This window comes from Amygdalobacter indicium (assembly GCF_029101545.1).
GTDB classification, from domain to species: domain Bacteria; phylum Bacillota; class Clostridia; order Saccharofermentanales; family Fastidiosipilaceae; genus Amygdalobacter; species Amygdalobacter indicium.
Map to the genome: position 1 here is coordinate 228447 of NZ_CP118866.1, position 18518 is coordinate 246964.

Below are 18518 nucleotides of genomic sequence, written 5' to 3' on the forward strand. Positions count from 1 at the left end.
ATTAGGCTTCTACATGAAGTTAATCGCCGTTTTTAATTTTGTTTATTATAGGGGAGGCAGCCGGACTTTGCAGAAATTCCAGGGTGCTTGGTGGCAGCATTTCCTGCAGAACGGCATAATGGTCTTCTTTGATTGCCCGGCGGACAGTAGAAGCGCTGATAATTTCCGACCCTATTTTTTTGCGCGGAATAATGCAGCAACTTAAGCCGTTACGCTGTAATTCTTCGGCTAAAACCCGATTATAAATAGCGGTGGTTTTACTTAGCGGTTCAGTACCTAAAAAGCGTTTGCCGATTTTCAATTTTTCAGCAATTTTACAAAAGATACCGGCCTCAATTTCCGCCTGCGATTCTACCGCCGCCGCAGAATCGGGTTGGAAATAAGCAGGAAAAGTTGCTGTACTGACAATATAGTAGCCGCTGTCATGATAGACTAAATTTTTAATAGAGGCAGTTCCTTTCCGGACCAATTCTTTTCTCACTTTGAAGGGAAAAACGCTATGGTCGGCACTGACTATAAATAAATGCAGCAGGTCGACTTCGGCGGCCGCCTTGCTGATAAGATACAAATGCCCGGCAGTAAAGGGATTGGCGTTGAGGACGATTGCGCCGGCGTTTATCCCGGCAGAAACAGCGGAATTGTCGACCTCAAGACTTTCCTGCAAAAGCTTGTTGAGATAAGTGTCAAAGGCGTGCGCCTGATTTTCCATGAAGATAATACCGTCGGCGGCAGTCTGCAGCAGATGAAAACCGAGATTTTCCAAAGGAGCGAGATTTTCGGCCTTGGTGTAAACGAAAAGCTGTTTGTAGCCGCGGGTGAATTGTTGCTTCATAATGGCGCTGACAAGCGGAGCCAATAATCCTTGATTTTGCCAAGCCGGTTTCACAGCCAGGCAGCGCAGCGTGTTTTCAAAACAGCCGGCGGTAGCGACAAGTTCATCTTCCGGTGTATATAATCCTAAAATATAATCCAAATTGCGATCTAATTTGATTTTAACTTCCTGCAATAGTCTGTTAAGTTCATCATATTCCTGCCGACTTTGAGGCAAGATGCGGCGTATTTGTAAATCAAACATCAGTTGTATCCTTCACATTTTATCTATCCGAGAGTGTCTTATAATTTAGAGGATAGATTTTCCGTAATCATAACATGAGGAGTGAAGAAATGAAATTTCCTTTTTCAGAATATTGTGAGTGTTATAAAGATTTGCTGTTGCAATTTGCTAACGCCGTGCAAACGGGAGCAAGGTCTTCAACGGCCGACGTGTCGACAACCTTTACCGCCGATTCAGTTATGTGTCGCCGGGCAGCAGCCTGTCTGGAATATTGGCAGAACATCGATTCCACGCAATATCGCGCCAAAGAGGCGGCAGCTGCAGCGGCAGAAAACATCAACCTGATTATAGCGCGCCGGCAGGAAAAAGGCCGGGGCAGATACGGCAGACATTTCTTTTCCCCTTTAGGCGGTCTTTACTTTTCTTTTATTTTACCGCCGGGAAAGTTGCCGTTGGCCTTATATACGCCTTTATTGGCGACGGCGCTGAGCGAGAGTCTGGCAAGTGTTTGTCAAAGGAATTGCCGTATCAAGTGGGTTAACGATCTTTATTGGCAAAAGAAAAAAGTGGCCGGTATTATTACGGAATTTGTCGCTTCCAAGCAGCCGCAGATTGTTTGCGGAATCGGCGTAAATTGGTGTGCGCCGCTTAACGCTTCACTGCCGCCGGAAATTGCCGGGAGAGTCGGTAATTTAGCTTTACCGCTGGCGAACGCTAACTTACAGACAGCTTATCTCAGTGATTTACAAAGTGAGTTATTACTTGAGTTTTTCACGAAATTACAGCAGTATGAGGAGCAACGGATTGACGCTGCCGGCGATTTTATGGAGCTGTATGAGGCGAAACTGTTAGGAAAGGGTGAACAGGTCCTTTTGTCCGACGGGCGAGAAGTTCTTTTGCAGGGAGTGGATCATAATGACGGTTCCTTGCTTGTTTATCAAGGGAAAAAGCAACTAAAAATCAATTCCGGAGAGGTGAGTTTACGTTTGGACGGCAATGAGGGTGTAAACTGGTAAATGTGAATTAATTAATGAAGGTGGTCTTTTTTATGACAAATAGTAATTCTAATACGCAAAGCAGCAGGACCCGGGAATTGGTTTTAGCGGCAATTTTGGGCGTTTTAACCTTCCTCGGAACGTATATTTCCGTTCCCATGTATCCGGTGCCGATTACGTTGCAAACCTTGTTCGTTCTACTGAGCGGACTTTACCTGAGCCCTTATTTTGCGGCTTTATCCATGGCGGTATGCCTGATTTTGCGCTTGCTGATCGGCGGCTTTGCCGTTGTTGTCAGCCCGTCTTTCGGTTTCCTTATTGCTTTTATCGTGGCGGCTGTTGTTATAAGTAAGGTTCGGGGCGATAAAAAATTGAGTTATGTCAAGGCTGTCGGGTTGTTGGTAATAGGCGAGATTATCCTGTATCTCATCGGCTTACCTTACATGACGGTGATTTTGAATGTCTACCTTGCTAAAAATTTAAGCGCTTTTACGTTGTTGAAAGTCGGCATGCTGTTATTTATTCCGGGTGATATTGTGAAATTACTTTTGGCGGCTTATGTCTATAAATGCTTGCCGCAACTGAAATTTTTGCAAAAATAAGGGCTTAAAGCCATTGGTCTTTTAATTCGGCCAAACATTTGGTCAGACTGAATAAGTCGGCAACGCCGCCGGAAGACAGATTGTTACTGAGATAGTAATTATTCAAGTCTTCGGCGGCTTTTATTTGTTCTTCTGCTGTTAAAAGCAGAATTTGTCCGGCTGTTTGCTGCACATAGCGCAATTTTTCCAAACCGCCGCGTTTGAAAGTCGTGGTGTCGTCCGTTGTGGCGATGAGATAAAGTGTCAGTTGTAAATCGGACCAATCGGACTGCAGATACAGTTTTACAGTATTAAGCAACGGTCTGAAACCGGTGAGGGGCAAATGCCGAATGTCGGCCAAACCGGCGAGGTGAGAGAGACTGCTTCTGGAATAAGGCATTTGCACATAGTCTTTTTGTAAATCTTGCGCGAAATTGCTGATGTGTTCGCTCAGTGCCGCCCAACTTGTATTACTGACCCAAGCCTGCCAGAGGAAAAGTACGAGAAAAAGTAAACCTTTTTGCGTATTGACACCGCCGGTTAACTGCAGCAGCCGCTGCTCACAGTCCTGTCCCGCTTGCCGTAAAGTAAGAAAAGAGGCGGCAGCCGTCTGCGGCATTGTTGCCAATTCCTGACAGATAAAGCGCCCCGATTGCTGAAAAAGTTGAAAGTCCATATCCGTATGACAGCCGGAACTTACCGAATTTACACAACCGAAAGACAAATTGCGCAGTAATTCTGCCGTCAAAGCGTTTTCCAAAGCGGCGATGAAAATTTTCAAAGAGGAAGTTCGGCAGTCGACAGGAGAATTTGAGCTTGAGCCGGGAACGGATAAATACATTAATTTGCCTTCTTTGCTATACTGATTTTCATAATTTAACATAAGGAGAGATTACATGACAAGCGAACTTTTTGCTGCAGGAGAAGCTGTGGATTTACTGACGGTTTTGCAGCGTCGGGAAGAAAGAGTGGCCGTATATGCCGCAATCTGGCGGAAAATTCCGACAGCTACTGTTATTTCTCTTAAACTTAATTTACCCGGTCCAATTAAAAATAATCATTTAATTCTGCACTGCTTCGATAAATTGCTGCTGCAGGCGGAAAAAGCGGCGGCAGAGGCCGGATTGACATATCAACAAATGACAGATTGGCGCAAGGCAATTACCGGACCGGAACTTATCTGGTGGGCGCAAGGCGCCGCTTCGGCCTGGAAACAGTGGGCGATAAATTTGGAAACAGCTACGCCGGCCGGTCGCCTGCTGGATATCGACGTTCTGACAATTAACGGGGCGCTCAGCCGCAAAGACTTGGGTATTGCGCCCAGACGTTGCTTTTTATGTCAGCAGGAAGCGAAAGTTTGTGCCCGCTCCCGGAAACATACGGTAGCGGCAATGCAGGCGCAAATTGATTTAATTTGTCGCCGGGACGGATTGTTTAAGTAAATTCTTTTTTTAGACAAGTTGTACAAAAGCCGTGTTTTTTCAATGCTTTTTCTCAGACATATTTGCTGTCGCTCCGTTTGAATAAGGGTATTTCTCTCTATAATGAAATGACACAAATACTTGTAAGGAGGCAACAAATTATGAAATTGTTGCAGGCTTCAATGGCCGGTACCTTGGAATCCAGTGATGCTTTAGTCACTGTGGAACCGGCAAAAGCTGAGGAGAATGAGGTTGAGATTGATAGTTCCGTTTACGCTCAATTCGGTGAACAAATTCGGCAAACCGCATATGATGTATTGACAAAATTAGCTGTCAGCGGTGCTAAAGTGCATATTCAGGACAAGGGTGCGTTGGATTGTACTTTGCGTGCCAGAATAGAAACGGCGTTATATCGTGCCAGCGGGCAAACGGAGAATTTACCGTGGGGGACTGAATTATGAGAAGAGAAATTCGTCGAACCATGATGTTTTTGAATTGCCAAAAAGCTTCTCTGGTTAAAGATCCTTATATTTATGAACCTGATTGTGTGATCTTGGATTTGGAAGATGCCGTTGCGGCGCAGGAAAAAGATTCTGCCCGTTTCCAACTTTACAATACTTTGAAATATTTAGATTATCGCCAAACAGAACGCTGGGTACGGATTAACGGTGTCGATACGCCTTATTTTAAGGAAGATATTCGAGCGGCAGTTGCCGGTAAAGCCGACGGTATTCGTATCCCTGTCTGTGAGTCGGCAGCCGACGTGAAAGTCGTGGAAAATCTGGTCAGTGCGGCGGAAGAAGAATTCGGCCTGCCTGTAGGTAGTACGCTTTTAATGGCGGCCTTGGAATCACCTAAAGGTGTACTGAATGCTTTCTCTATTGCTGCAGCTACTCCCAGAATGATGGGAATTGCCTTGTCGGCCGGCGATTTTACCAGAACAATGCATGCCAAACATACCAAAACAGGCGAGGAACTGTTTGCCGCCCGCGGTCAAATTGTTTTAGCGGCCCGCGCTGCCGGCGTGATGTGCTTTGATACGGTGCATACGGATTTGGATGACTTGGACAGCTTGCGCCGGGAAACGGAATTAATTTGTAATATGGGCTTTGACGGCAAGTCGGTAATTAATCCGAAACAAATTGCCGTTATTCACGACGTTTTCAATCCTACAGCCAAAGAAATCAAGCATGCCGAACATATATTGTTGGCGCTGAGTGCCAATAAGGCTAAAGGTATCGGTGTCATGGTTGTTGACGGCAAGATGATTGATATTGCCATGAAGGAAGGCGCCGAAAGAACGCTTAAACTTGCCAAAGTGACAGGATTGTATAAGGGAGATTTAGTATGAAAAATAAAGTCGGGCGTGAAATACCGGAAGAGTTTTTGCAAAATGGAGTTGAGGTCTTTCAAGGGCAATATTATCGGGATAATTATGAGTATACTAAAGCCGCACCGACAGTTAGAGCTTATGTCAAACCGGATCGCAATAAATTGCAAAACAGTTTAAGAGAAACGATTCTCGCTTTGAATCTCAAAGATGGGATGACGCTCAGTTTTCACCATCATTTTAGAAACGGTGACTACATTTGTGCGCAGGTTATGGAGATTATTCACGAACTGGGAATTAAAAATTTGTTTATCTGTGCCTCAAGTTTAGGTAAAGCTCAGGCTAATTTAGTGCCGATGTTGGAGGATGGTACGATTACAGGTATATCTACCAGCGGCGTTCGGGACGAAATCGGACGGGCCATTTCGGAAGGCAAATTAGCTGAACCGGCTTGGATTCGCACCCACGGCGGTCGCGTCAGAGCCATTGAAACGGGGCAGATTAAGATTGATGTGGCTTTTATCGGCGCGGCTTCCTGTGATGTTTACGGCAACGCTTCCGGCAAAGGAGGCAAGAGCGAATGCGGCGTTTTATCTTACGCCGATGTTGATGCTAAATATGCCGATAAAGTTGTGGTGATTACCGATAATGTCGTTCCCGGTGTTAATATGCCGGCGTCCATTAAGGGAATTGATGTCGATTATGTCGTTAAAGTGGATCAAGTCGGTGATCCGGCCAAAATTGCCGGCGGTGCAATTCGGATGACAAAAGATCCGCGCGAGCTGAAAATGGCTGCATATTGTGCTCAGGTTGTAGCAGCAACGCAGTGGTTCAAGGACGGCTTTTCTTTCCAAACCGGTGCCGGCGGTGCCTCTTTGGCCGTGACGCAATTTTTGCGTTCCTATATGGACGAAGCGAATATCAAAATGGGCTGGGGCATGGGCGGCATTACGGAGCCGATGGTCGATATGCTGCATCAGGGATATATTCGGGCCTTATTGGATGATCAGGCTTTCGATATTCCGGCAGTCAAATCGGTGCATAGCGATCCGACCCATTATGAAATTTCCTGCTCCGAGTATGCCAATCCTCTGAATAAGGGCGCTTATGTCAATTACCTTGATTATGTAATTTTGGGCGCTTTGGAAATTGATACTAACTTTAATGTGAATGTTGTTCAAGGCTCAGACGGCTTGATTCAAGGTGCACCCGGCGGCCATCCGGATACGGCAGCAGGAGCAAAATGTACGATTATCGTCGCCCCGCTTTTGCGCAGCCGCTTAGCTACCGTCAGAAGAGAATTAACTTCCGTTACTACCCCGGGTGAGAGTGTAGATGTGCTGGTGACCGATTACGGAATTGCCGTCAATCCGCGCAGACAGGATATTTTACAACAACTGCAAAAGACCGATTTACCGTTATGCTCGATTGAAGAACTGGTAGAGACGGCGGAGAAAATCTGCGGTCGGCCGGAACCGATTAAATTTACGGATAAGGTTGTCGCTTTAGTCGAATATCGTGACGGTACATTGATCGATGTAATTCGGCAGGTAAAAAAATAATTTGATTAAGAAATATTGAGAAAAAACACGCATGCAGCGTCGGAGGTCAGCTGCATTGTGCAGGAGGATTTTATGGACGAAAAGAGGATTAATGCAGCCAAAGGTTTGAAACTTTTCGGCGCACCGTGGTATATAACTATAGTTGCCTGTATTGTTGTTTGGGGCGCTATGTTTACCGGTGTTTTAGGAACGGATATGTCGTCAACCATGGCTTTGATGTTGGCGATCGGTGTACCTCTTTATGAAATAGGTAAACGGATTCCTATTTGGAACAGCTATATCGGCGGCGGTATCTTATTAGCTTTCTTAGGTACGGCGGTTTTGACGCATTTTGCGGTTATTCCGGACAAATACGTTAAATCTATCGATGTATTTACGGGCAAAACCGGTTTTCTGACCGTCTTTATTGTCATTTTAATTACCGGCTCGGTTCTGTCATTAGATCGGCATACGCTTTTGAAAAGCTTTGTCGGTTATTTCCCGGCAATTTTAGGCGGCGTGGCGGCGGCTATGATTTGCGGAATAATAGCCGGACTGTTCTTTAATATCAGCCCTTATCGGATTATAACGCACTATGTTCTGCCGATTATGGGCGGCGGTAACGGCGGTGGAGCTGTGCCTCTGTCACAAATGTATGAAAGTGTTACCGGCAGAAGTAAAGATGAATATTATAATTTTGCTGTTATCATTTTGACTATTGTGAATATTTACGCTATTTTGACCGCTGCTTTTTTGAACAAATTAGGTAATTATAAGAAAAGCCTGACGGGTGATAAATTCACTTTATTGCGTAATGACAAGGCGGCTGTTAAAGAAAAGAAAGAGGAAATTGTTCCGAGTCTTGCCGATATCGCCGGCGGTTTCCTGTTATCTTTCACCGCTTATGCTGCCGGTTTACTTTTAAGTAAATATATTTTGCCGCTGGTAACAACGGCTCTCTTCGGCAAAGCAGTAAAAATTCACGCTTTGGCCTGTATGATTCTATTGGTTGTTATTTTGGCAGCGACCGGTGTAGTGCCGGAAGGTGTACGGATGGGCGCTAAGAGAATTCAAAACTTCTTCTCCGGCAGTATGACGTTGGTTATCATGGTCGGCGTCGGTGTCGATATGAGTATCGACGAATTGATTAACGCTGTTACTTCCTTGAGCAATATTGTAATTCCGCTGTTTATTGTTATCGGCGCAATTATCGGCTCGGCAGTAGTAGGATATTTTGTCGGATTTTACCCGATTGACACAGCCGTCACCGCCGGATTATGCATGGCCAACCGCGGCGGTTCGGGAGACTTGGCTGTTTTGGGAGCTGCTGAAAGAATGGGCTTAATGGCTTATGCTCAGCTCTCCAGCCGTTTGGGCGGCGCAATCATCCTGATTATCGGCTCGATTTGCTTTGCCTTTATGTTGTAAACTGTTATCAGCCCATAGTTTGCTTGGAGCTATGGGCTATATTGTGAAGGAGTGTTATGACAGAAATTTTTATCAATGATGTTACCGTGCGTGACGGCAATCAATCGCTTTTAGCAACCAGAATGGAAATGGCGGATATCCTGGCTTTAGTCGGCAAATTGGACAAAGTCGGTTTCCATGCGTTGGAAGTTTGGGGCGGTGCAACTTTTGATGCCGCTTATCGCTTTTTACATACTGATGCCTGGGATAATCTGCGGGCCATCAAAAAAGCTTGCCCCAATACTAAATTATCTATGCTTTTGCGCGGCCAGAACTTAGTCGGTTATCGCCATTACGACAACGATACTTTAGAGAGATTTATCAAACTGGCAATTCATAACGGCATGAATATTATTCGTTGTTTCGACGCTTTGAATGATCCGGAAAATGTAAAAAACGCTTTTAAATTTATTAAGAAGCATGGAGGCGAAGTGCAAGCGGCAATTGCTTATACACTCAGTCCGGTACACAATAATGACTATTATGCCGATTTGGTTAAAAAATACATTGCATTAGGTGCAGATTCTATTTGTATTAAAGATATGGCCGGTATTCTTACCCCGCAAAATGCCTTCGAGCTTATCAGCAGCTTGCGGAAAATTACTGATTTGCCGCTGGACTTGCATACACATGCGACAGCCAATACAAGCAGCCTGGTGATGGAGCAGGCGCTGGCAGCAGGCGTCGACATTGTGGACGGCTGTATCTCACCTTTTTCCGGCGGTACGGCTCATTTAGCGGAAGAAACCATTCTGGAAATTGCCAAATTAACGCATCGCAGCTGTAACTTGAATTTGTCAGCTTTATCCGAGGCTTATGACCTGGCCAATAAATTAGCCGATAAGTATATTAAGCGCGGCGATTATCGGACCAGAGCTTTAATACCCAATCCCAAAATTCTTACCTATCAGGTCCCAGGCGGCATGCTGACCAACTTAATCAGCCAGTTGGAGCAACAAAATGCCGTTCAACGCCTGGAAGAAGTGCTGCAGGAAGTGCCGCGGGTAAGAAAAGATTTGGGCTATCCGCCTTTAGTCACACCTTTGTCGCAAATGGTCGGAACGCAGGCGGTTCTGAACGTTTTATTAGGCGAACGTTATAAAATGGCACCTAAAGAAATTAAAGATTATTGTCAAGGATTTTATGGCCAGGCTCCGGCACCTTTGAATCAGGAAGTCAAAGAAAAAATCTTAAAAGGAGTAAAACGGGAAGTGCCTGTGCCCGTGGACGATTTGCCGTCGGCTTATCCGGCAGCTGAAGCGGAATTGACAGCTGAATTGGGACGGCAGGTAAGTGAGGAAGAAGTTGTCAGCTACATTGTTTTCCCGCAACAAGTTCTGTCTTACTTAAAATCACGCAATCAAACGGAAGCTGCTGTCGCCGGACAGGAAACGAAAAAAAATGAGGCGGGCGCGACGGAAACTTTTAATTTGTATTTGCCGGAAGGAGGAGATTGCGCATGATCAATTTGAATCATATGACCGTTCTTGAAGGCTTCGTCCTGTCCTTATTTATTATCCTGATTGTTTTTCTCATACTGTGGCTGCTGTCGCTGATCCTCAGTTTGTTGAAGTATTTACCGTCTGCAGCCGGCACTGAAACTGCCGAAAAAGCGAAAAAAGGCGGCGCAACGTTGCAAGCGGCAGCTGCCGGTGATACGGATCGGGAAGAATATATGGTTGCGGTATTGACGGCAGCCTGTGTGGCGAAACGGACGTTGCAGAAAGATGTTCGGATTATAAGTTGCAAGCGGATAAAGTAATGCAGTAAGAGATAGGAGTAAGAAATGAAAACATACAAAGTCAAGGTAAACGGTAAAGAATATTTAGTAGAGCTGGAAGAAGTCGAGAATGCTCCGGCAGCGACAGCTGCGCAACCGCAAGCGGCAACGCCGGCAACCAGCAGCCAAACAACGGCTCAAGGTGAAGTTGTCAAGGCCCCAATCCAGGGAACAGTTTTTAAGCTGTTGAAGCAGCCGGGAGATACAGTCGCAGCGGGCGACGCAGTCATGATTATCGAAGCGATGAAGATGGAAAATGAGATTCCGGCACCCCGTGCCGGCAAAATTACCGCAATTATGGTAACAACCGGACAACAGGTTGACAACAACGCTCCGCTTTTCAGCTTGATGTAGGTGACTGTATGATTAATATGTTGTTTGATTTTGCCCGTTCAAGCGGCGTGGCGGCTTTGACCTGGGGCAAACTTTTGATGATTGCCCTGGCCTGCTTCTTCCTTTTCTTAGCCATCAAGCGCGGATATGAACCTTATCTACTTATCCCGATCGCCTTCGGCATGCTTTTGGCCAACTTGCCTTTATCCGGTTTAATGGACAAAGGCGGCTTGCTGAATCTGTTATATTTGGGGGTGAAGTACGGTATTTATCCGCCGCTTATTTTCCTGGGTATCGGCGCTTCAACCGACTTCAGTCCGTTAATTGCCAACCCTAAGAGCATGTTATTGGGGGCGGCGGCGCAAGTAGGTGTGGTAATTGCCTTTTTGGGCGCCTTGTGTCTGGGCTTCAGCCCGAGAGAAGCGGCATCTATCGGTATCATAGGCGGAGCTGACGGCCCGACAGCCTTATATTTGACGCAACGCCTGGCCCCGCATCTGTTGGGAGCCATTGCTATAGCTGCTTATTCCTATATGGCTTTGGTGCCTGTCATTCAGCCGCCTATCATGAAAGCTCTGACAACTAAGGCTGAAAGAAAAATTCATATGAGCAACTTACGTCAAGTGAGTAAAAATGAAAAAATCATTTTCCCGATTGCCGTCACGATTATCGTTACTTTGCTCGTACCGTCAGCTGCGCCCTTAATCGGTATGCTGATGTTGGGAAATTTGTTGAAGGAGAGCGGAGTTGTACCGCATTTGGTGGAAACGGCCAAAAATGCCCTACTGTACACTGTAACTATTTTATTAGGTACGACAGTCGGAGCTACAGCCTCGGCCGAACGCTTTTTGACTTTGCAGACTTTAGGTATTGTTGCCATGGGCTTGGTAGCATTCTCCGCCGGAACTGCAGGCGGTGTGCTTCTGGGAAAATTGATGTGTAAACTCAGCGGCGGCAAAATTAATCCGCTTATCGGCGCTGCCGGTGTATCCGCTGTGCCCATGTCCGCCCGTGTAGTACAGAAAGTCGGCCAACAGGAAGATCCGGGTAACTTCCTCCTGATGCATGCTATGGGCCCGAATGTTGCCGGTGTTATAGGCTCGGCAGTGGCAGCGGGTTTACTTTTGAATCTTTTCAGTTAAAATTGTAAATAAGGGGCTGAAGTGTGACAGCTCCTTATATTTATAATTTTATGAATCGGAATAAAAATGGCAAAGAAATTGGAGAAAAGCAAATCCGCATCTTTACAAAAGAGTGATTTATTGTCCGACAGCATTTATGTGCAGTTGCGCAGCAAGATTATCAGCGGTGAATGGCCGATTGCTATGCGACTTAACGAAAAGCAGATTGCAACTGATTTGTTCGTCTCCCGGACGCCCGTGCATCGGGCCTTGGAGGCGCTATATGCGGAAGGTTTGCTGGATTACAGCAAAAATTGGGGTTACTTTATTAAGGCTGTCAGCCGGCGGGATATAGAAGAGATTTTTAAGATTCGTACAGCCTTGGAAACCTTGGCTGCCTGTGAAGCGGCCGTTAAAATGACGGAAGATGATTTTGCCGAGCTGGATCGGATTAACGAAGCGGCGCTGGCTGCCTGTCGAGGCAACTGCAATGAATTTGAAGAGTTATACGCGCTTTCAGGAACTTTTAACGCTAAAATCAATCAATTCTGCTCGATGCCGCGCTTGCATCTGCTGCAGGAAGCTTTAAGAGAATATCTGCTGCATTTCCGCACGCTCTCTTTCGAGCAAAAATCCCGGCGGCGCGAGCTGGCCGTGCAGGAGCATCAAGGAATAGTCCGAGCGATGCGCACCGGGGATGAGAATTTGATTAAGGCTAAAGTCAGAGAACATTTGCAGCATGCACAAGAATACATTTTAAGTTATTTACCGGCTGAAGCTGAAACTGAAAGGCACTGAGTCGGATTTGGACCGAGTTGCCTCGAGCGGCTTGGTTTTTTTGTGCTTGTTACTGTTGACATTATCGGTATAGCGCAATAAAATTAAACGCTATTGTAAATTTAAGGAGTTATTATGAAAAATGTAGTGAAGTCTTATGTACCGGTTTTATTGGCAGTTTTGCTGATTTTTACGGGCAGACCGGGCAATGTTGGCGCTTCGGAGCCGACAGGAGAAAAAACGGGAGTAATTCGCAGTATTTTCAACGCCGATAAATCAAGGGAAAGTGCCGTGACTCTCGACAGTAAGCCTAAAGGACCTGTAGATAAAGTGGGAGAAATTGTTGTTGCCGAAGGTCAGACGGTTACAGACGAAGGCTTTATTAACACTTTTTGGCGAGACGAAGATTTTGTCGGCAAATTGCAGTACGGCACGATGACTTTTTCAACATCAATTGCTGCCTATTATGATGATTCTTATAAAGACCTGGAAAATGGTCCATTAGACATGGGATATATGGACAGCTTTCGCCCGGAATATGATTCATCCGTCAGTGTTAATTATGATCTGAAAAATAATACCGGCGGGACAACCCCGATTAAATATTCCTTCATAGGCAAGAAATCCACGGGGAATAAGTATATTTATCTTTATTTCCATTATACTCTATTAGGTAAGGCAAAAAACGGTCAGCAGATTGCGGCTAGAGGTTATTTAGGTTATAAAATCAAAGTTGTACCTAATGAATATTCCGCTTTTTTAACTTATAATGCTAACGGCGGAAAGATAAATGGCGTCCCTGTTTACAAAGATGAAGCGAATAAACAGTATTCGGACAAGTTGGATACGGTACACGTACCTATTATTAAAGACTTACCTGTAAGAGATGGCTACAAATTTGTTGGTTGGTACGAACCGATTAGTTATAAATTTTTAAAAAACGTTTATAACAATGAGAAAAACCTGTTGGATACTTCGATTTATCCTGTGCCTAAAGAAAAAAATTTGACAGAATATGATCTTTGGCCCGAAGCAGGCGGAAAAACGAAAGAAATATTCGCAGCTTGGGATAAAATGTACCAGTTGACTTACGATGCTGACGGAGGTGAAACAACACCGCCTACGCAAGTGGGAACTTTCGGGCTGGATATGTCAAATATGACGCAACAGGAAACGGATAAAAAATTGCAGGTAGCACCCGCTATTGCTAAAAACGGTTTTGTGTTCAAGGGCTGGAAAGCGGAAGACGGCACGGTATATCAAGCCGGCAGTGATTTTATTATTAAATTTGCTGCGCCGGAGCAAAAACTGACAGCAGTTTGGGAACGCACCACACAGCCGCAGCCGCCTGTTGTTCCACCTGCACCTAACCCTGTGACTCCGCCGGTAACACCAGTGACACCACAGCCGCAGCTAACGCCACAACCGTCTACTATGCAACCGAGTGCAGGAAACGGAGAACCGGAAGTTAGTGCCGGGCATAAAGCTTATACTGTTGCTAAAACAGGAGAAACAAAAGCATTTTCTGTTTCATTAAGCTTAGTCATCTTGGCACTTACAGCTTTAGCAGCTTTAAAGCGTAGAGAGATTTAATCACTGATTTAGCAGCGGGACAGCTTCCGGTCTCGCTGCTTTTTTTACCTTCCTTATTCAGTGCGCGCAATCGTCGTAATCGCCGTAATCGCAGACTCGGGAAAACAGAATTGACAGCGAGCTGCAGAATGCTTAAAATTCTAATTAATCAATTCGAACAACGTTCAACAGCTGCACCGGCATTCAATATCAGCTCCGACGACCTACCGCAAAGTCCCGCAGTGACAGGCGAAACAGTCAGGCTGTATTAGCCGCTGATTCGTAGCCGGCAGATAAACGAAAATAATAAATATTTAGAAAGGTGAAAAATGAATACAGCTGTAACTTCAAGAGAAGAGATACTTACCGTGTGCCGTCAACTTGTCGCCGCATCCGGTTTGGCCGCTGTCAATATGAGAAAAGTAGCGCAGCAGTGTCAGGTGGCATTAGGTTCGCTGTATTACTATTTCCCTTCTAAAGATGAACTTCTATTGGCGACTGTCGAGAGCGTTTGGGACGATATTTTTAACTGTGCAGCACCGACGGATGCGGCTATACCGTTTGATCGCTATATTACGAATTTCTTTGAAAATATTAAGCGGGGAATCCTGAAATATCCCAATTTCTTTACGGTTCATTCGCTCAGTTTTTCTACGCGCGGACAGGCCGAGGGCCGGGCGAAAATGCAAAAATATTTGGCGAAGATGAAAGCGCATATGCTGCAAGTTTTGCAAAAAGATCAGGCGGTACGTCCGGATGCCTTCAGCGCTGCTTTTACAGAAGATAAATTTGTAGATTTTATTATTATGCACGTGATTTCGCTGCTGCTGCAGAAAAATTTTGATTGTACGACTTTGACTGAAATAATTAGACGAATTATTTATTGCAACTGAGAATTTTCCCGTTTTCCGGTTCGGCTGACGGCGAAAATTTTATTTTACAGTAAATTGAACATTGTTCAGATGATAAGGAGGAAAAAATGCAAGCTGTTTTTGAAACAATTTTTGATACGGCCTATTTGGTAACAGTAATCTGTGCGGGCCTTAAGTTAATTAAAGCAGCCGGTAAAAGCAAACAATTCCGTTTGTGCGGGATTATGGCGCTGGTTCTGGGTGGAGGAGATGCCTTTCACCTGCTGCCGCGGATAATTGCCTTGAATACATCAGGTACGGCCGCTTATCCGGCAGCCTTGGGCAGCGGAAAATTGATCACGTCTTTGACCATGACGGTCTTTTATCTGCTGCTTTACTACGTTTGGCGGGAACGCTATCAAATTAAGCGCCGGCAGGGCTTAACTTATTTCGTGCTGTTCTTGGCGGCGTTGCGGATCTTATTGGTGCTTTTACCGCAAAACGAGTGGTTAAGCGCAAACCCGCCTTTAATTTGGGGGATTTATCGCAATATCCCTTTTACTTTGCTTGGCTTGCTGTTGCTGGTCTTATTTTACCGTTCCGCCCGGCAGCAAAAAGATGCGGATTTTCGTTATCTTTGGTTGACAATTGCACTCAGCTTCGCTTTTTATTTGCCGGTAGTCGTGGCATCCGGGACCTTCCCGGCAATCGGGATTTTGATGGTTCCGAAAACTTGTGCGTATATGTGGTTAGTTCAGATTGCTTATAAATCTTGGAAAAAAGAGAGAAAGGAAGTTTTATTATGAACAGAAAGTATTTTAATTTAGCTTTGGGTTATGCGATAGCGGCGGCAGTTGCCGGCGTTTTTTATCGTGAGTTTACCAAATACTGTAATTTCAGCGGGATGACAAGTTTAGGTAAAGTGCATACACATCTTTTTATTTTAGGCATGTTTGTATTTTTGCAATTAGCTCTCTTTACCCGGACGCAAGTGTTGGAGAAAAGCAAAACTTTTCGCCTCTTTTTGTATATTTATAATCTCGGCCTGCCTTTGTTGGCATTGACTATGACCATGCGAGGCATCATTCAGGTCGCGGGAATTACAGTTTCGCAGCGACTGTCGGCAGCTTTGGCGGGCTTTGCCGGTATTTCTCATGTACTTGTCGGCGGCGGAATTGTTTTGTTGCTTCTGACTTTAAGAAAAGCGGCAGCGGCAACTTTCCCGGGAAAGCAGGGGGAATAGCCCCCGTGTCCGCCCTCTACGGAGTTTTATAAAAATGTTCAGAACAGCTGTACATGGGCAGCCGCACAGGCATCCAAAGTCGCCTGATCCCACAAGGAACATTGCACTTCGCCGATATGCGCTTTCTTTAAAAGTAACATACATAGACGGGATTGGCCGATACCTCCGCCTAAAGTCAGCGGTAAAAGTCCGTCGGCCAATTGCTTGTGGAAGGGCAGCTGCAAACGCTCCGAACAGTTGGCGGCGGCCAGTTGTCGCTGCAGGCTCTGCGGAGTCACTCTGATACCCATGGAGCTTATCTCCAGCGCCAGATCCAAAGGCTCGTGGTACATTAATAAGTCGCCGTTAAGTTGCCAGTCGTCATAATCCGGCGCTCTGCCGTCATGCGGCAAACCGTTGCTTAAAGGTGCGCCGATGCCGATAATAAAGACGGTTTTATATTCTTTAACTATTTTTTGTTCTCTTTCTTTCGGAGACAAAGCGGGATAAAGCTGCAAGAGTTCTTCCGCCGTAATAAATTTGACCTCCTGCTCCAAACGGCAGCGATTTTGCGGATATCTGACTTCCAGAGCTTCGTTGGTCCTGATTATGGCGGTGACAATGGCGCGGACAACGGCTTTGAGATAATCGAGATTACGGGTTTCAGGGGTGATAACTTTTTCCCAGTCCCACTGGTCGACATATATGGAATGGATGTTGTCCGTTTCTTCGTCTCTTCTGATAGCATTCATATCTGTATAAAGACCTTTGCCGGGGTGAAAAGCGTAACGGTAGAGGGCCAGACGCTTCCATTTAGCTAAGGAATGGACAACTGCAGCAGTTTTGCCGGAAGATTTGATATCGAAGCTTACCGCCCGTTCAGTCCCGTTCAAGTCGTCATTAATTCCGGAATTCGGGTCGACAAATAAGGGAGCCGAGACGCGGCGCAAGTTCAAAGCGCGGGCGAAATTTTCTTCAAAATCGGCTTTGATCAGACTGATAGCTGCCTGAGTTTCGTATAAATTCAAGGATGCGCGATAATGCGGGGGGATATAAGTTGCTGCCATATAAACTCCTTAGCTTCAACTGCTGATGCAGGTTAAGTAGATAAGCGCCATGCACCTTCAATATATGGAGGCGCAATCAGGGTCGGTATACAAACAGGGAAAAATAAAAAAATGGACTTGGAGAGGATCGAACTCTTGACCTCTGCATTGCGAACGCAGCGCTCTCCCAACTGAGCTACAAGCCCATAAGTTTTATTTAGCAACAATTATATTGCTACTGTTGACCGAGTGCAAGTGCTCGCTGCAAATTTGTTGTTAAGCTGTTAACAGAAGAAAAGATAAAATAAATCGGCGCAGGTACGGGCAGGGACGGAGAAAGCACACACTTTGACTTTTTTTGTTGAAACTTTTTATCTCGCTTTTTATTAATCTTAAAATAAATAAATGTAAAGATTGCTTAACAGGTGATTCGCTTTTCCCTCAGAGAACTATAATACGGACTACTGGAGAAATGGAAGTGGATATTATGAAAAAAATCAAAAAAGCAAAATCAATGATGAGTTTCGGTTTGGCGCTGGCATTAGCAGCAGGCTTGAATTTCGGGATGAACAAAGTCGCTGCCAAAGCTGATAAACCGGCTCCCAAACAACAGCCTGTCGTGGCTCAGAATGCTCCGATCGACGATACAACAGTCGGCGCCCTGGGTGACTTGGGATTATCTGTGCAGGAATTGGATAAGTTGTTGAAAGACCAACATAAAACTATTACTGAAAAACAACGGCAGGAATTTGTTAAGCGGGCGAATATTCATCGGGCAGCTCAACAAAAACCTTATGAGGAGGCAGTCGTAAATTCCCGGATTATTAATGAAGGCAAGGTAGCAGCGACAGCAGCTGAAAAATCTGCAGCTCGCGCATTCTTGCAGGTGCAGGCCGGTTTCAGTTCGAAAAAATTTGCCGAATTTACTTCCGCTGAAGCTAATAAAGCCGGCAGTGAAGCTCTTAAGTTCAATTCGCAGTTATCGGCAAAACTGAAGAAGGCCTTGCAGGAATATAAGAAAAAGGCGGGAACTGAACCGACTGCAACTAAGACAACAGGCTCACAGACTTCCGGCCAAAAAACGACTAATACCGGAAAAGTCGGTAAAACGGGTGAAACAGCCGCAACTGCAGGCTCGGAAATTTTAGGTATTGTCAGCCTCTTGGGTGCTGCTGTCATTAAACATAAGAAAGAAAAATTTTAAGGCGGCAGCTTGACAGCTGAAACGTTTTAACATAAAAAAGCTCGGGTCGGATCCGGTACTTGCTTCAGGTGCCGTTCCCTTCCGGGCTTTTTTCGGCTCAAAAACCCGCGCCGAGAAGTGATCGGAGACCTTGTAAGTTTCACGTTTAGTGTTAATATAAATATTGAAGAGATTGATGTGAACCGGATAATGAATTGAACAGGTTTCAGTTAACTTCAGATTG

At 45.4% G+C, this 18518-nt stretch carries 21 protein-coding genes and 1 tRNA gene; 18 read left to right on the forward strand and 4 right to left on the reverse strand.

Going from position 1 to position 18518, the window contains the following annotated elements; translation table 11 throughout:
- Positions 1-19: 19 nt before the first annotated feature.
- Positions 20-1075 (reverse strand): [citrate (pro-3S)-lyase] ligase, encoded by a 1056-nt coding sequence (locus tag PYS60_RS00920; RefSeq protein ID WP_315570007.1) that lies wholly within the window; start codon positions 1073-1075, stop codon positions 20-22.
- Between the two features lie 89 nt (positions 1076-1164).
- Between PYS60_RS00920 and PYS60_RS00925 the strand changes: the two genes are divergently transcribed.
- Both PYS60_RS00925 and PYS60_RS00930 read left to right on the forward strand, forming a co-directional pair.
- On the forward strand, positions 1165-2070 hold the full coding sequence (locus PYS60_RS00925; RefSeq protein ID WP_315570009.1) for a biotin--[acetyl-CoA-carboxylase] ligase: 906 nt from the start codon (positions 1165-1167) through the stop codon (positions 2068-2070).
- 32 nt (positions 2071-2102) lie between these two features.
- Positions 2103-2651, forward strand: a complete 549-nt coding sequence (locus PYS60_RS00930; RefSeq protein WP_315570011.1) for a biotin transporter BioY — start codon at positions 2103-2105, stop codon at positions 2649-2651.
- Positions 2652-2655: 4 nt separating this feature from the next.
- Here PYS60_RS00930 and PYS60_RS00935 read toward each other — a convergent pair whose 3' ends face one another.
- A complete protein-coding gene (locus PYS60_RS00935; RefSeq protein ID WP_315570013.1) occupies positions 2656-3513 on the reverse strand; it encodes a triphosphoribosyl-dephospho-CoA synthase in 858 nt (285 codons plus the stop codon).
- A 13-nt stretch (positions 3514-3526) separates the two neighbouring features.
- Here PYS60_RS00935 and citX point away from each other — a divergent pair, with 13 nt between their 5' ends.
- The 15 genes from citX to PYS60_RS01010 all read left to right on the forward strand — a co-directional run bounded on the left by citX (position 3527) and on the right by PYS60_RS01010 (position 16066).
- Entirely contained in the window at positions 3527-4072 is a 546-nt protein-coding gene (gene citX, locus PYS60_RS00940) for a citrate lyase holo-[acyl-carrier protein] synthase (protein ID WP_315570015.1), read from the forward strand.
- Between the two features lie 140 nt (positions 4073-4212).
- Entirely contained in the window at positions 4213-4512 is a 300-nt protein-coding gene (citD, locus tag PYS60_RS00945; RefSeq protein ID WP_315570018.1) for a citrate lyase acyl carrier protein, read from the forward strand.
- Positions 4509-5402 (forward strand): aldolase/citrate lyase family protein, encoded by an 894-nt coding sequence (locus tag PYS60_RS00950; RefSeq protein WP_315570020.1) that lies wholly within the window; start codon positions 4509-4511, stop codon positions 5400-5402. The genes citD and PYS60_RS00950 overlap by 4 nt, the downstream gene beginning before the upstream one ends.
- The gene (gene citF, locus PYS60_RS00955) at positions 5399-6943 is read left to right on the forward strand and encodes a citrate lyase subunit alpha (protein WP_315570022.1); all 1545 of its coding nucleotides are present in this window, start codon (positions 5399-5401) and stop codon (positions 6941-6943) included. Before PYS60_RS00950 ends, citF begins: the two co-directional genes overlap by 4 nt.
- Positions 6944-7015: 72 nt before the next feature.
- A complete protein-coding gene (locus tag PYS60_RS00960; protein ID WP_315570024.1) occupies positions 7016-8350 on the forward strand; it encodes a 2-hydroxycarboxylate transporter family protein in 1335 nt (444 codons plus the stop codon).
- Positions 8351-8406: 56 nt separating this feature from the next.
- Entirely contained in the window at positions 8407-9852 is a 1446-nt protein-coding gene (locus PYS60_RS00965) for a pyruvate carboxylase subunit B (RefSeq protein ID WP_315570026.1), read from the forward strand.
- Positions 9849-10151, forward strand: coding sequence for an OadG family transporter subunit (locus PYS60_RS00970; RefSeq protein ID WP_315570028.1), 303 nt, complete (start codon positions 9849-9851; stop codon positions 10149-10151). The genes PYS60_RS00965 and PYS60_RS00970 overlap by 4 nt, the downstream gene beginning before the upstream one ends.
- A 24-nt stretch (positions 10152-10175) precedes the next feature.
- A complete protein-coding gene (locus tag PYS60_RS00975) occupies positions 10176-10523 on the forward strand; it encodes an acetyl-CoA carboxylase biotin carboxyl carrier protein subunit (protein WP_315570030.1) in 348 nt (115 codons plus the stop codon).
- Positions 10524-10531: 8 nt separating this feature from the next.
- On the forward strand, positions 10532-11644 hold the full coding sequence (locus PYS60_RS00980) for a sodium ion-translocating decarboxylase subunit beta (RefSeq protein WP_390866532.1): 1113 nt from the start codon (positions 10532-10534) through the stop codon (positions 11642-11644).
- Positions 11645-11710: 66 nt separating this feature from the next.
- Positions 11711-12421: a GntR family transcriptional regulator gene (locus PYS60_RS00985; RefSeq protein ID WP_315570032.1), complete on the forward strand. Its 711-nt coding sequence runs from the start codon at positions 11711-11713 to the stop codon at positions 12419-12421.
- 114 nt (positions 12422-12535) lie between these two features.
- On the forward strand, positions 12536-13993 hold the full coding sequence (locus PYS60_RS00990) for an InlB B-repeat-containing protein (protein WP_315570033.1): 1458 nt from the start codon (positions 12536-12538) through the stop codon (positions 13991-13993).
- A 128-nt stretch (positions 13994-14121) separates the two neighbouring features.
- Positions 14122-14244, forward strand: coding sequence for a hypothetical protein (locus tag PYS60_RS00995; RefSeq protein ID WP_315570035.1), 123 nt, complete (start codon positions 14122-14124; stop codon positions 14242-14244).
- Positions 14245-14301: 57 nt separating this feature from the next.
- The gene (locus tag PYS60_RS01000) at positions 14302-14865 is read left to right on the forward strand and encodes a TetR/AcrR family transcriptional regulator (protein WP_315570037.1); all 564 of its coding nucleotides are present in this window, start codon (positions 14302-14304) and stop codon (positions 14863-14865) included.
- A gap of 86 nt (positions 14866-14951) precedes the next feature.
- Positions 14952-15629, forward strand: coding sequence for a hypothetical protein (locus tag PYS60_RS01005; RefSeq protein WP_315570039.1), 678 nt, complete (start codon positions 14952-14954; stop codon positions 15627-15629).
- Positions 15626-16066, forward strand: a complete 441-nt coding sequence (locus PYS60_RS01010) for a DUF2871 domain-containing protein (protein ID WP_315570040.1) — start codon at positions 15626-15628, stop codon at positions 16064-16066. The genes PYS60_RS01005 and PYS60_RS01010 overlap by 4 nt, the downstream gene beginning before the upstream one ends.
- A gap of 38 nt (positions 16067-16104) precedes the next feature.
- Here PYS60_RS01010 and asnA read toward each other — a convergent pair whose 3' ends face one another.
- Both asnA and PYS60_RS01020 read right to left on the reverse strand, forming a co-directional pair.
- Positions 16105-17112, reverse strand: a complete 1008-nt coding sequence (gene asnA, locus PYS60_RS01015) for an aspartate--ammonia ligase (protein ID WP_315570042.1) — start codon at positions 17110-17112, stop codon at positions 16105-16107.
- Between the two features lie 112 nt (positions 17113-17224).
- A tRNA-Ala gene (locus tag PYS60_RS01020) sits at positions 17225-17297 on the reverse strand.
- 281 nt (positions 17298-17578) lie between these two features.
- On the opposite strand from PYS60_RS01020, the gene PYS60_RS01025 reads away from it, so the two are divergent.
- Positions 17579-18295 carry a hypothetical protein gene (locus tag PYS60_RS01025; protein ID WP_315570044.1) on the forward strand — a complete coding sequence of 239 codons (717 nt, stop codon included), beginning with the start codon at positions 17579-17581 and terminating at the stop codon, positions 18293-18295.
- Positions 18296-18518 lie beyond the last annotated feature (223 nt).

Coding starts and splice junctions, on each gene's coding strand:
- PYS60_RS01025 (WP_315570044.1), top strand. CDS start 17,579: ATGAAAAAAATCAAAAAAGCAAAATCAATGATGAGTTTCGGTTTGGCG.
- PYS60_RS00990 (WP_315570033.1), top strand. CDS start 12,536: ATGAAAAATGTAGTGAAGTCTTATGTACCGGTTTTATTGGCAGTTTTG.
- PYS60_RS00965 (WP_315570026.1), top strand. CDS start 8,407: ATGACAGAAATTTTTATCAATGATGTTACCGTGCGTGACGGCAATCAA.
- PYS60_RS00980 (WP_390866532.1), top strand. CDS start 10,532: ATGATTAATATGTTGTTTGATTTTGCCCGTTCAAGCGGCGTGGCGGCT.
- PYS60_RS00985 (WP_315570032.1), top strand. CDS start 11,711: ATGGCAAAGAAATTGGAGAAAAGCAAATCCGCATCTTTACAAAAGAGT.
- PYS60_RS00930 (WP_315570011.1), top strand. CDS start 2,103: ATGACAAATAGTAATTCTAATACGCAAAGCAGCAGGACCCGGGAATTG.
- PYS60_RS00950 (WP_315570020.1), top strand. CDS start 4,509: ATGAGAAGAGAAATTCGTCGAACCATGATGTTTTTGAATTGCCAAAAA.
- asnA (WP_315570042.1), bottom strand. CDS start 17,112: ATGGCAGCAACTTATATCCCCCCGCATTATCGCGCATCCTTGAATTTA.
- PYS60_RS01000 (WP_315570037.1), top strand. CDS start 14,302: ATGAATACAGCTGTAACTTCAAGAGAAGAGATACTTACCGTGTGCCGT.
- citF (WP_315570022.1), top strand. CDS start 5,399: ATGAAAAATAAAGTCGGGCGTGAAATACCGGAAGAGTTTTTGCAAAAT.
- citD (WP_315570018.1), top strand. CDS start 4,213: ATGAAATTGTTGCAGGCTTCAATGGCCGGTACCTTGGAATCCAGTGAT.
- PYS60_RS00960 (WP_315570024.1), top strand. CDS start 7,016: ATGGACGAAAAGAGGATTAATGCAGCCAAAGGTTTGAAACTTTTCGGC.
- PYS60_RS00920 (WP_315570007.1), bottom strand. CDS start 1,075: ATGTTTGATTTACAAATACGCCGCATCTTGCCTCAAAGTCGGCAGGAA.
- PYS60_RS00975 (WP_315570030.1), top strand. CDS start 10,176: ATGAAAACATACAAAGTCAAGGTAAACGGTAAAGAATATTTAGTAGAG.
- PYS60_RS00935 (WP_315570013.1), bottom strand. CDS start 3,513: ATGTTAAATTATGAAAATCAGTATAGCAAAGAAGGCAAATTAATGTAT.
- PYS60_RS01005 (WP_315570039.1), top strand. CDS start 14,952: ATGCAAGCTGTTTTTGAAACAATTTTTGATACGGCCTATTTGGTAACA.
- PYS60_RS01010 (WP_315570040.1), top strand. CDS start 15,626: ATGAACAGAAAGTATTTTAATTTAGCTTTGGGTTATGCGATAGCGGCG.
- citX (WP_315570015.1), top strand. CDS start 3,527: ATGACAAGCGAACTTTTTGCTGCAGGAGAAGCTGTGGATTTACTGACG.
- PYS60_RS00995 (WP_315570035.1), top strand. CDS start 14,122: ATGCTTAAAATTCTAATTAATCAATTCGAACAACGTTCAACAGCTGCA.
- PYS60_RS00925 (WP_315570009.1), top strand. CDS start 1,165: ATGAAATTTCCTTTTTCAGAATATTGTGAGTGTTATAAAGATTTGCTG.
- PYS60_RS00970 (WP_315570028.1), top strand. CDS start 9,849: ATGATCAATTTGAATCATATGACCGTTCTTGAAGGCTTCGTCCTGTCC.